Source organism: Shewanella sp. MF05960 (assembly GCF_050849305.1).
Lineage (GTDB): Bacteria > Pseudomonadota > Gammaproteobacteria > Enterobacterales > Shewanellaceae > Shewanella.
The window spans coordinates 19,780-31,576 of sequence record NZ_JBOZPS010000029.1 but is presented as its reverse complement, the minus strand read 5'-3'; the positions used below and the strand labels follow the sequence as shown (position 1 = coordinate 31,576).

The window sequence follows — 11,797 nt, the reverse complement described above, 5'->3', positions numbered from 1 at the left end:
CTGTTGTATCAAAGCAGCCCAATCTTGATGTGAACGTTTAGCCATGTTAACTCCTGATTGTAATTATTAGTCGTTAAGATAAAGGCTCGATGAGCGCAGTTGAAGACGTACTTGCCCGGACGCATACAACGATAACAGCTAAGCCATTTATCGATTTACGAAAATCCACCGGTTCACGGTGCAGATAAACACTGGGAAGCTCACGAAACATCAACATGCTTGTAGGCCTTTAATAATCTCAAGCAGGTAGCGTGGGGGTAAGGAACTGGGGAAAGTCCATAGCCCTGTATGATGCTGAAAATGGATAGCCTGGGCTGAAGCGGAAGGTTGAGCTTGGGTTGTCATCGCTGTCGGTGAAGCCAGTGTTGCCTTAACAAACTGCGCAGTCTTTGGGCTACTCGTTTTAGCCATATCCGCTTTACGGGCATAAAAGGTACTGATACTGACCTGATGAAGTCGGCAAAAAGCGCTAATCGTTAAGCCACTGGCGGGGTGCTGTTGTATCAAATCAGCCCAATCTTCATGTGAACGTGTAGCCATGTTAACTCCTGATGTCATAATCAGTCGTTAAGATAAAGGCTCAATGAGCGCAGTTGAAGACGTACTTGCCCGGACGCATACTCTGCTATATAACAATAAACGCAAAAAAGTCACAACAAAGAAAATCTTGAAAAGACATAACGTTAGATGGAATTTTTGCAGGCCTTAATGCTTAAGGTCCAGTGTATGAGTCGTTAATATAGAAAACTAATAAGCGCTGCTGGAGATGGACTTGCCCAGACGCTTAGCTTATTTTTGTCTTATTTTAGATAAATACTCTTTCGCAACATGGTTAGAAGGATCAAAGGAAAGAGCTTTTGAGAAAGCAGTTTGAGCAGCGTCGACTTCATTAACGTCAATCATAAATAAACCTAATTTTAACCAAGTAACTACATCTGTAGGAAATCTTTCAAGGTAATCGAGATACACATTAACAGCGCTATTAAGCTTTCCTTGCAATCGAAGTATATGGGCATATTGCGGCATATACTGTTCACTATATCCAATTATTTTCTCAAGTGTTTGGCTCGCTAATTCTAATTCTAGAAGAATTAAAGCTAGTTTTAAGGTTAATTTCAAATACAATTCATCGTGCAAACCTTTATAAGTTTGTAACACATCCAATGCTTGACGAGGGTTATTCTGTAACAAAAGCTGATTCGAGTAAGCTAAATGATACAAATAATTGGTATCCTTATCAGTATCAACGAGAAGCGCTAAATTGCGTACCATATATTTTAGCCCTTCAACATGTTTTGTATGAACCAGATACAAAATTTTCTCTAAAACCTTTCTTGTCGCAGATTGACTTTTAACAACATCAATATACACAGTCGGCTTTCTTTCAAACTGTTCCTGATATTCTGACTTTAAAGATTCAATTACTTGTAAATTGCTTGATTCAAAAATAAAGCCTTGTCGTTCTTTAATCTTTAACCAACCAAACACTCTACCGGGTTGGTGGTCATCCCTCCACTGTTTAGCTAATTTAGTTACCTCGATATTTTGGGCTAGCTCTTGCAACCTTGACTTTATTCTTGAGATTGTTTTGTCTGTTTGTAGAATAAGATCGGATGCAATATCGTTAAAAGCACAGTAATAATCTTTCGACATTTCAAGTAAATGCTTTTGGTCCCAATCTTCACTTTTTTTAGTAGTCAAAAACTTTGAAAACTCGTAATAACCATAGAATTTAATCAATTTAGCAAAGTCAGCATAATTGGTATTTATAAATAATTCAATAGATTCCAACTTTTGCGATACTTCAAATATGGCTTCTAGCTCAGCATCTTCATAATTAACAGACTCTATACTAGCCAAAGCTTTGCTGGCTTTATCAGCTAGAACATTAAACACTTTGTTTGCTTGTTCAGTTTGGATTAATACGGCTTTATAATCTGCATGTAACTTTTTTTGCGGGTTAAGTTTAATAATCTTATCAAGCAGACTCAGCGGAGTTAAATCACATTCCGTAAGTTCAATATGTTGGAAATGTCGATGGGGAATACTGTCTATTTTTGTGGCATTTTCAGATAAATTTATAATTGAAACATGCGGATTATTTTCTGCATCATCGGCTAAAGATTCTGCTGCCATTTTCAATTGCACCACAGTCTCTGCAAAGTTACCAGCATAAGTTTGGACCCATTCACCAATAAAACCTAAATTAGGTCCCAAGCCCGTCTCTAGCGAGCCTTTTGCATGAGTAAAACCTGCTGGCGAAAAACAAAAATCTGACCCTGTTAATAACACCTGTTGGAACCCAAGGTTAATAGCTAAGTGAACAGATGTATTGGTTACGGTTGGGCCTACTGTTTGAATATTATCTCGGTCGGCAGTTTGTGACCAGGCTAATCGTGATCCCATATACAAAGAATACCCTTGCCATTGAGACAACAACCTAGAGCTCACATGATAGGCATTAACAAAAAGACACTTCTCGGCTAGCCTCATCATTCCTCGGTTAACTTCAAAACTAAAATCTTCTGGGTCGACAGACACAATTATATGAGGAATGATTCCCGCTTCATAAAGCTTACCAGCCACCCTTGATACTGCAAAAATAATTAACTTTGATTGATTATCTTTAATCCAACTAATAGTTTCATCTAAAGATGGACCTCCAGCTACGATAATAGCTGTCATATTATCAAACGAACCTTTTAATACAGATACAGGAGTATGATTCTCGCAAATATTTTTTAGTTGCTGCCTAAAAAATATTCTTTGTGTAAAACCAATACTCACCTCAAAAACAGCATCATTGACTAGTTTTTCCACATTAATAGCAAGACAAGAATATTGAAATAAATAATCACCCGAAGCAGCTAAAGAACGATGCAAGACATATTGGTTTTTAACGAGAAATATATTGATCCGATCATCATAAATTATTTTCTCAAACTCTGTATAATTACATACTGATACCTGATGTTTTTCTGGAGGGATATCAATATTTAGTAATTCAATTACCTCATCAATTTCAACAAAAAGGTATTGAGATCCTTTTGCTAACGGCATCGATAATACATAGTTAGCCAGTAAACCAGAGTCTAAGCCAATGATGATGTATAAAGTATCTTCTTTTTGGAAAGAAGACTTGAATTGCTTATCAAATAAGCTTTTAGAATCGAACTTTTCAAACATAGAGCGATTAATACTAGGCAAGTAATACTCATCAAAAGCACTGATCGCAAATACATTTAAAATCTCAGTTTCTGGCGGCATAAATATCCCATGTCCTTATTCCGTGAACGTTTTAAATGCTGACAAAATCGTATCACTGATTCTATCAACTAGTGAAGTCATAAAATATCGGTTAGTCTGCTCGCATTATAATTTTAATCAATTTTGCGGGTTGACCTGCAACCACCACATTATCTGGCACATCTTTTGTTACAACACTCCCAGCTCCGACAACACTATTACGCCCCACGGTCACACCGGGTAAAATGATGCAATTGGCTCCCAACCAAGCTCCTGTAGAGATCCTCACTGGCTTCACCTTTTCATGTCCTTGAAAATAAATCGCTAAAGTAGGATCTGAAAAGCAATGATTGGCAGTATAAATATGAACACCGGACCCCATTAGGACATAGTCTTCGATAATAATATTGGAGCTACTATCCCCATGTTCTGAAGCAAACAACATAGATAATGGCCTAATGATAACTTTTTTACCTATCGAGATATGCTGAGTACAAATAGCATAACTGCCATATCGCATTTCACTTCCATCATCAAACTTGGCGAATTTTTTTTGGCATAACCAATGACCAAGTCGTCTTGAATGTAGCAGAAAGTGCGTTAACGGTATATCAGGACCTATACGGTAGCTTGTAAACCAGAATTTAAATTTACTCAACATATTTAGAGTGAAAACCCATCATCTATAATTAAGTTCTGACCAGTCATGTATTGTGATTGTTCAGAAAGAAGAAACGAAATGGCTCCCGTCATATCCGTCGCATTCAACATCCCAGCCCCCATCGTTAGTTGTTTGTATTTGTCTAAAAATGCCTGAGGCTGCGAATCATATAATCCACCAGGGCTAATACTATTCACTCTAAAACGACTATCACGCATAAAACTCGAAAAGTATTTATTCAGATGTAAAATAGCCGACTTAATTGCCGCATACTCTACTGGCATAGTCATATTGGTGTTTTCATACACCTCAAACTTGGGGGCTACAACACCATAGATAGAGGAAATATTAACAATTGATAACGGGGAGTTTTGTCGCAAAAATAATGCTGCACTTTGCTGCATTATCAAAAAAGAAGCACCTAAATGAATAGACACATTATCGTTAAAACTCGCTAAACTAACGTCAAATAATTTTTTCCCATAATCTTTATTGCGAGGATAACTGCAGTTCACTACGCCATCGATACGTTGCTGATCATTAAAAAATGACACCACGTTAGCTTCGTTATTAACATCAAGGGATGTGATTTCAAGCTTACCTGCATAATCCGCGGTAAAATGAGTGAACAAAGATTCGGTTTGAATGTCTGTCGCAATCACCGCTGCATTATTGACTAAAAGTGCATCGACAACCACTTTCCCCAACAAGCCACCGGCACCTAAAACTAAAACTCGCTTATTAAACAGCATGTTTTACCCTTTCTTTAAAATGGCTTCCGCCAGCATAAAATCATAAATATCATCAATATCGATTGCGCGCTCTTTTGGCACTTCAATGCTGGTTATCTTGCCATCGAATAAATTTTTACTCGATAATACATATTTAGGCGTCGTGCTATAAACAACCGTTGTCATATCAAAAACTTCTGGTACATCTTGCCTTCTAGCGAAATTGCCCTCTAATGGATTAACAACTGATATCTGTCCAGACTCATACTTAACCACCATATTAAAATATGGGCTACGATTGGCAGGCGTTACCGAAATACAAGCATCAAAGGTGGGTAAACTATTGGGTGAATCGGGTAAAAGTGCAACAATTGCAGCAGATATATCTTCGCCACTTCGCAGTGGGCTTGTCGCAGGTAAACTCACTAGATAATCAAAGTCACCATATTTATCTTTTACCCACTGGCAGGCATGCTGCCACGATAGCCACTCAGGGCTGGTATCACTCGCTAATTCAGCTGGCCGAGTAATCACTTCCGCACCTGCTTGAGTTGCTATAGCAGCAATGTCAGTATCTTCAGTTGATACAAAAACCTTATCAATCATTGGCGACAAAATGGCACTTTCTATCGAATAAGTAATAAGTGGCTTACCGTGTAATAATTTGATGTTCTTTCTGGGTAATCCTTTTGACCCGCCCCGAGCAAAAATAAATCCATATGTTTTCATATTCGCCCTCTGTAACACGCTTGGTCTTTCACAGTATCGATTAATGCAATTGTTTTAGCTGCTTGTGAAACTGCCGAGTTATCGCTTAAATCATTATGAATTTGAGCAATAAATGACTCAAGCATGTCGAGATACATTATGTTCCTATCCCAAGTAGGTTCTGAATAAATCAATTGCGTTCCTTGCAGATTAAACACAGTGATACTGTTTTCAACTAAGTCCCATTCCACACGACCTTTATGCCCCATGAATTGGCATTTACGCTGCGGTATGCGCTGTAAAAAATCCATGTGGAGCTGACATATAATCCCTGAATCCGTAGATAAAGTTAAATCAGCTATCTCTTCAACATTTAAATTAAGCTCATTTGAACTACGTAATATTGCATGTTCAAATTGCAGATCACCCAATATCCATTGTAAGTAGTCCAACTCATGACTGAGCTCTAATAATACCCCGCCACCTAACTCTGCGTTGGCAGATACTGTAGATAAATAATTTATACTGGGGCGCCAATCTGGTAAGTATTGTCCAACGTTACAAGCGCAATGATAAATGTCACCCAGCAAATTACTGTCGATGATGGCTTTAAGCTTTAATGCTGCGGGCATAAAACGTAAACAATAACCAATGGCAACGGGGGTGCGATGTTCTACAAAAGCCACGACCAAAGCATTAGCTTGAGCCGTTGTCGCGGCGATAGGTTTTTCAACTAATATCGGAATATTAGCTTCAACTAACGGAATAGCATGCTGAGAGTGTAACGAAGATGGTGAAGCAATAATGACAAAGTCAGGATTTAGCAGAATAACCTCACTCATACTCGATAAAACAGCATCAGCATACTCTATCGGCAGAGTGATGCTTCTGCCACTGGCAGACAAGCTATAAACTTTTACCCCTGGTAAGAGCTGTTTTATATTTTTTCGGTGCCGAGTGGCAATGCCACCCAAGCCGATCACTACAGCGGAAATCATTCACTCATTCCTAATGCGCATATATCCGCTTGAGCACGATTAAAATCATCTAACCGACCGATATCTAACCAATACTCATGCAATGGGAACATTAACACATTACCGCCCGTTTGAATCTTATTGTCCAACAGGGTCGGCATATCAATCACTTGATTGACACTCACTTGTTTGATTATCTCTGGTGAGACGACATAGATACCTGCATTGACAAAAAAGCGTTGAGTTGGCTTCTCTTCCATACTCACAACAGTATTACCTTTGCCATTAATCACACCATAAGGAATTTGATATTCGTATTCTCTCACGCACATAGTCGCATGAGCTTCATTTTCATTATGAAAATCCAGTAAACGCTGAAAATCAACTTTTGTTAATACATCACCATTCATCATAATAAGCGGCAACGCAGGAATATCATCAGGCAGTAAGCCTAATGCTCCACCAGTGCCTAACGGTTCATCTTCATGGATATAGGTAATATTGACGTTGAGTCGGCTGCCATCACCAAAATAGTCTTTAATCTGGTCAGGCATGAAGTGAGTTGAAATATAAAAATTCACAAACCCAGCTTTAGCAAAATTAAGAATCGTCATTTCTAAAAGCGGTTTATTACCTACTTTTAGCATTGGCTTAGGGCAGTTATCTGTTAATGGACGTAAACGCATGCCAAAGCCACCCGCCATAATAAGCACAGGATTATCATAGTAAGGTTGATTCAACACCTGTTTTAAGGTTTGAAGACCTGCCACTTTTCCAGCTTTAATCAATGGAATAGCTAAAATACTTTTTTGCTCCATTAAGCGGATGAGTTTTTGCTTGGGCGTATCAAACGTCGCAATAATTGGATTGCGGTTCATTACGAGAGCCACAGACTGGTCAAGAGTAAGGTTGTTTAATAAAGCTCGTCTTATATCACCGTCTGTAACAACACCTTGCAGTTGATCATTGTCATCGACAACCAAAGCAACTTGCAGAGCATGAAGGTTAATGATTTCTAAAGCATCACGAATAGACTGTTTAGGTGCTAAAGCAACATCTTTCCAATGCTTTTTCATAACATTTCATTCCTTTTTATGATTAATGCTCTGTGCCCATAAACAATGGCTTTATCTTCAATATTTTTTGTGACTGTAGCACCAGCGCCAACAATGACATTTTTACCAATATCAACACCCTGTATAATACAGGCATGCACGCCTATATGAACATCATCTTGTGTAGTTACATTGCCGCAAAGTGTCGCGCGAGGTGCAATATGGTTATTCGCACCAACATTACAGTCGTGCTCAATTATAGCACCGGTATTAATAATACTGTTTTCACCAATATACGCACCCGTTTGGATAATGGCTCCAGACATAACTTGCACACCCTGTGCCAAATATGCAGATGAAGATACAATCGCGTGTGGTGATATAACCGTTGCAAAACTAAAACCTAATTTAGAGAAAAATGCCGCCACTTTTTCTCGGTTATTTTGTTTAGGTAAACTACCCAGCCCATTCACCAAAAGCACATCATCGGGATTAAATTGACTTATATCGCCATCATCACTTGAGTACTGTATTGATTCAAACATCTGATTATTATTTTTATCAGGTGAAATATATGCAATAACATTACACCCGTTAAGCTGGAGTAAATCCATTAATACGCTTGCGTGGCCACCAGAACCAATCATGATTAATGGCTTATTCATCGATTAAATCCCCTGACTGATAGCATTTTGATGCAACTTGGCCAGAAGTAAGCTGCCAAAATATATCCGGAGACATACCACTTCCGGGCCTTTTTATTGTCAAATTACTGACATTAAAAGGTTCTCCTTTTTTTATATCGGTTTGTGCCACAATACTTTTTCGGGCAATAGTTATATTTTTAGCTTCCGAAATAGTGGGATTTTTTACACCGTTACCTAAGGCTTTTTCAACTTGCCTGATCGATTCCACCATCATTTTTAATTGCAAAGGTTCGATAGAGGCACGATGATCTGGACCAGGTAAGGAGCAATCTAGCGTAAAGTGTTTTTCAATAACCACAGCCTCTTTAGCCACTGCCGCAATCGGAATAGTAATCCCCTGGCTGTGATCTGAATAACCAACAGGCAAACCGAAACTGCGTTTCAATGTATCCATGGCATTTAAATTAATTTCATCAAACGGTGCAGGATATTCTGTGGTGCAATGTAAAATGGTCACTTTTTCGGATAGTACTTGTTGACCCACATTAGATTGAAAAGCCAGCTCAAAGTCTGCCAATGAAGGTTGACTATCAAGTGGAGCTATATAACCAAAAGCAATGACTGCTAAGGTGTTTCTGACTTCTTCTAACGTAGCCATGCCAGTTGATAAAATAATATCTAATCCTGTACGAGCATGCTCTAACACAAACGGACTATTGGTTAATTCACCTGATGGAATTTTCAATCGCTTAACTTTAATTTCATCGACTAAAAACGCTAAGCTTTCTGAATCAAATGCTGTTGATAAAAATTCAATATTTTTTGAAGCGCAATATTCAAGTAATTGATGGTGAGCGTCGTAACTTAATTCAAGGCGCTTTAACATAGCTAACTGCGACTCTTGATTACCGGTAGCCTCTATTTGATATTGAGCTTTACATGCATCAGCGGTCACTAGGTTTTTCGCTTTAAATGTTTGAAACTTTACAATATCAGCACCAGCATCAACAGCCACATCAACGAGCTTAAAAGCCATTTTAAGTGAGCCATTATGATTAACACCTGCTTCTGCTATGACTAATACTGGCTTCATTTTATAATCTCTTTTAGCAACATAAACGCTTCTGCTGAATCACAACCAGCTTGTACACCCCTTATGTGTCCCAAAGACTTAATAGCCTTTATACTTCGCGGAAATGGAAATTCATCAATCTCAGATTTATACAGTTTCAAAATTGATATTTTCTCTTCCACATAAGCAGAGATATCCACAAATATATTAGGGCTAAACATTGTATTCCCTGGCTTGATATTGAAATCAGTTTCAGACAAAGTTTCATAAGCTAATATTTTTTCAATGAAAGGGTATCTAAAAGATTTAGTAGTCGAAGCAACAACATCAAATACCACTTCATGGTCACTGTGAACATCATTTCGAAATGGGGTATAGACTATTTGCGGCTTTACTTGAGTCATTACTGCAGAAAAAACATCAACTAAATTGCTTTTTGATTCTGTGTCTAATAATGCTGGCGAAAATGATAATTGATGGACCGATTTAAAACCATATTGCTGAGTAACTGCCAACACTTCATCTTGCCGCGTTAGTATCACTTCTTCTGAATAACCGCAAACAGAGGACATCTGAGTTACGATTAGCCAATGAATTTCATCACCATTTTGTTTGTGCTTTAATAAAGTTCCACCACAGCCAAGCGATTCGTCATCCGCATGAGGAGCAACTACTAAAACGCTTTTATTCAACATATAAAGGGTCCTCAGGTTTATTCAGAAGCGATTTAAAATCTATTGATTTTATGAGATTATGGGCTTTATCCGCTGAATGGCCATCACCATAAATATTAATAACACGCTCCATTTTCACAGTGAACTCAGCTGAAGCGATTTCATTTAATCCAGCTTGAATAGCCTCTATTGATGTGTCCACAAACAAAACATTATCCGAACAATCTCGCCCTCTTTGGCGTAACCCGACATTTAAACAAGGTATTGGGATACTCGCAGATTCAAGCAAACCCGCTGATGAATTACCCACAATGATATTGCATGCACTAAAAAGATTAAGAAACTGACCTCGAGGTAAATTTCCATATAGTGTTATTTCAGAGTATTTGGCCGCTAAACCTGACAATGTTGAAATAATTATAGCGTTGCCAGGATCACTATTTGGCGAGCCGATAAAACAATGATAACCATTTTTTATCAAAGTCATTAGCATGTTAGTGATAATATCAAGGGCTTCTATTATTTCATCTTTTATAGGGTGAAAAATAACCAACGCAGCAGGTTTGTCGACAATTCTACCCGCAATGAGATCTTTTATACCCGCGATCGGTACAATATTTTTAAACTTATCAAGTGCAATACTTCCCACATCAAAAATTCGATTTGAAGGCTCTTTTAACGCCAATAAACGTGCTTTGTGCAAAGCTGTACTGACAAAGTGCACCGTTGATAACTTACTTACAGCATGACGGATAGGATTGTCTATATAACCATCACTAGCATGGTCTCCACCATAAAAATGCAAGGTAGGAATAGATAAATAACCACCCAGTAATGCCCCAACCATGACATCTTCTCTATCACCGGCATAAATAATTAAATCTGGCGAAAAAGCGGCAACAGCATCGACAGCCGATAACAATAAAATGGATGCGCTTTTAAGTCTAGATTTAGCCGTATCACTATTAATTAAACTATCAATCTCAAGAAGCACATCAAAACCATCACGATGAATATCATTAACCGTATAGTCATGTACTGCCGAGTTATGTGTGCCACCAACTAATAATTTCAATTCAATATCAACATCATTATGTAGTCGAGCATATAAAGGACTTAACAAATCATAATCAGACCGAATAGACGTCAGCGCTAAAATTTTCATCAAAATATATCCGACATCGACATCTGTACAAAGATATTTGGCGCGGTTGCCAAATTAAAAGTTCGATACCCAAAGCGGTACGGAAATGAAGTATTCACGCCTTCAGGTAACATGTCATCTTCTTGGATAGGTAAAATAATATTGTAATCTTGTTCAAATGATAAATCGTGCAAACTTCCTCCTGCACCTAAGTGCATTATATCTGAAACACCCTCCAAAGGTTTCACTCCTAATCCATTGATATAATTCCATTGCTGATTAGGTTTATGGGTTCTCCAGTATCTAATATACTGCTTTTCCATATTTAGCGTTAAAGAATCAGCTGTTTTCACTCGGGCAAGTTTTTCGGTAGCAAAATCAATTGATGGTTTAGTAATTTGCATCACTCGGTATTCATCCGAAATGACCCACTGTAGTCGCCTTATAAATCCAGGTGTCGAATTTTCATTGGGAAAACCAAATACCATTGCTGGTTGATTAAATGCTTGAATATAGTCATATACACGCTCAGCTAACTCTTGAAACAGTCCGTGTTTTCGGTAATTGACTCCCACCATTGTGGTCATGGATAAAAAGCCCAAAACAGATCCACTTTCAGACTCTAAATTCATCGGGACAACTGCATAATGACCAATCAACTTTTTACCATCAAAAGCCATCGACACTATAGGATCACCAAATGGATTATCTAAATAAGCCCATTGCCATAACTCTTTTGACAAAGGTTTTTCGAAAGACTCCAAAAACAACTCAGCAATGGCATCATAATAATTGATCAATTCATCTTTGTCGGTGACATCAATAATTTTAAAATCATGACTCATCATTTTTTCTACCCTTGTGGTTTAACATTAGTCTCAA

12 protein-coding genes are annotated in these 11,797 nt (G+C 38.0%); all 12 read right to left on the bottom strand.

Features of this window, described 5'->3' with window-relative positions; translation table 11 throughout:
* Positions 1-210: 210 nt before the first annotated feature.
* Positions 211-540, bottom strand: coding sequence for an IS66 family insertion sequence element accessory protein TnpA (tnpA, locus tag ACROAE_RS19590; RefSeq protein ID WP_432405627.1), 330 nt, complete (start codon positions 538-540; stop codon positions 211-213).
* A gap of 249 nt (positions 541-789) precedes the next feature.
* Positions 790-3,267, bottom strand: a complete 2,478-nt coding sequence (locus ACROAE_RS19585; RefSeq protein WP_432405623.1) for a motility associated factor glycosyltransferase family protein — start codon at positions 3,265-3,267, stop codon at positions 790-792.
* Positions 3,268-3,358: 91 nt separating this feature from the next.
* A complete protein-coding gene (locus tag ACROAE_RS19580; RefSeq protein ID WP_432405620.1) occupies positions 3,359-3,907 on the bottom strand; it encodes an acyltransferase in 549 nt (182 codons plus the stop codon).
* 2 nt (positions 3,908-3,909) lie between these two features.
* Positions 3,910-4,659 carry an oxidoreductase gene (locus ACROAE_RS19575; RefSeq protein ID WP_432405617.1) on the bottom strand — a complete coding sequence of 250 codons (750 nt, stop codon included), beginning with the start codon at positions 4,657-4,659 and terminating at the stop codon, positions 3,910-3,912.
* A gap of 3 nt (positions 4,660-4,662) precedes the next feature.
* Positions 4,663-5,367 (bottom strand): cytidylyltransferase domain-containing protein, encoded by a 705-nt coding sequence (locus tag ACROAE_RS19570; RefSeq protein ID WP_432405614.1) that lies wholly within the window; start codon positions 5,365-5,367, stop codon positions 4,663-4,665.
* Positions 5,364-6,344: a Gfo/Idh/MocA family protein gene (locus tag ACROAE_RS19565; RefSeq protein ID WP_432405609.1), complete on the bottom strand. Its 981-nt coding sequence runs from the start codon at positions 6,342-6,344 to the stop codon at positions 5,364-5,366. The genes ACROAE_RS19570 and ACROAE_RS19565 overlap by 4 nt, the downstream gene beginning before the upstream one ends.
* Positions 6,341-7,399: a nucleotidyltransferase family protein gene (locus tag ACROAE_RS19560; RefSeq protein ID WP_432405605.1), complete on the bottom strand. Its 1,059-nt coding sequence runs from the start codon at positions 7,397-7,399 to the stop codon at positions 6,341-6,343. The genes ACROAE_RS19565 and ACROAE_RS19560 overlap by 4 nt, the downstream gene beginning before the upstream one ends.
* Positions 7,396-8,043 (bottom strand): acetyltransferase, encoded by a 648-nt coding sequence (locus ACROAE_RS19555; RefSeq protein WP_432405602.1) that lies wholly within the window; start codon positions 8,041-8,043, stop codon positions 7,396-7,398. The genes ACROAE_RS19560 and ACROAE_RS19555 overlap by 4 nt, the downstream gene beginning before the upstream one ends.
* The gene (neuB, locus tag ACROAE_RS19550; protein ID WP_432405599.1) at positions 8,036-9,118 is read right to left on the bottom strand and encodes an N-acetylneuraminate synthase; all 1,083 of its coding nucleotides are present in this window, start codon (positions 9,116-9,118) and stop codon (positions 8,036-8,038) included. Before neuB ends, ACROAE_RS19555 begins: the two co-directional genes overlap by 8 nt.
* Entirely contained in the window at positions 9,115-9,792 is a 678-nt protein-coding gene (locus ACROAE_RS19545) for a PIG-L deacetylase family protein (protein ID WP_432405596.1), read from the bottom strand. The genes neuB and ACROAE_RS19545 overlap by 4 nt, the downstream gene beginning before the upstream one ends.
* Positions 9,782-10,936 (bottom strand): UDP-N-acetylglucosamine 2-epimerase, encoded by a 1,155-nt coding sequence (gene neuC / locus ACROAE_RS19540; RefSeq protein WP_432405594.1) that lies wholly within the window; start codon positions 10,934-10,936, stop codon positions 9,782-9,784. Before neuC ends, ACROAE_RS19545 begins: the two co-directional genes overlap by 11 nt.
* Positions 10,936-11,763 carry a GNAT family N-acetyltransferase gene (locus tag ACROAE_RS19535; protein ID WP_432405591.1) on the bottom strand — a complete coding sequence of 276 codons (828 nt, stop codon included), beginning with the start codon at positions 11,761-11,763 and terminating at the stop codon, positions 10,936-10,938. Before ACROAE_RS19535 ends, neuC begins: the two co-directional genes overlap by 1 nt.
* Positions 11,764-11,797: the final 34 nt, after the last annotated feature.

What these genes read in the sequence shown, in the direction of transcription:
- ACROAE_RS19555 (WP_432405602.1), bottom strand. Translation starts at nt 8,043, where the DNA reads ATGAATAAGCCATTAATCATGATTGGTTCTGGTGGCCACGCAAGCGTA.
- ACROAE_RS19560 (WP_432405605.1), bottom strand. Translation starts at nt 7,399, where the DNA reads ATGAAAAAGCATTGGAAAGATGTTGCTTTAGCACCTAAACAGTCTATT.
- ACROAE_RS19575 (WP_432405617.1), bottom strand. Translation starts at nt 4,659, where the DNA reads ATGCTGTTTAATAAGCGAGTTTTAGTTTTAGGTGCCGGTGGCTTGTTG.
- neuB (WP_432405599.1), bottom strand. Translation starts at nt 9,118, where the DNA reads ATGAAGCCAGTATTAGTCATAGCAGAAGCAGGTGTTAATCATAATGGC.
- ACROAE_RS19565 (WP_432405609.1), bottom strand. Translation starts at nt 6,344, where the DNA reads ATGATTTCCGCTGTAGTGATCGGCTTGGGTGGCATTGCCACTCGGCAC.
- ACROAE_RS19570 (WP_432405614.1), bottom strand. Translation starts at nt 5,367, where the DNA reads ATGAAAACATATGGATTTATTTTTGCTCGGGGCGGGTCAAAAGGATTA.
- ACROAE_RS19580 (WP_432405620.1), bottom strand. Translation starts at nt 3,907, where the DNA reads ATGTTGAGTAAATTTAAATTCTGGTTTACAAGCTACCGTATAGGTCCT.
- ACROAE_RS19585 (WP_432405623.1), bottom strand. Translation starts at nt 3,267, where the DNA reads ATGCCGCCAGAAACTGAGATTTTAAATGTATTTGCGATCAGTGCTTTT.
- ACROAE_RS19535 (WP_432405591.1), bottom strand. Translation starts at nt 11,763, where the DNA reads ATGATGAGTCATGATTTTAAAATTATTGATGTCACCGACAAAGATGAA.
- tnpA (WP_432405627.1), bottom strand. Translation starts at nt 540, where the DNA reads ATGGCTACACGTTCACATGAAGATTGGGCTGATTTGATACAACAGCAC.
- ACROAE_RS19545 (WP_432405596.1), bottom strand. Translation starts at nt 9,792, where the DNA reads ATGTTGAATAAAAGCGTTTTAGTAGTTGCTCCTCATGCGGATGACGAA.
- neuC (WP_432405594.1), bottom strand. Translation starts at nt 10,936, where the DNA reads ATGAAAATTTTAGCGCTGACGTCTATTCGGTCTGATTATGATTTGTTA.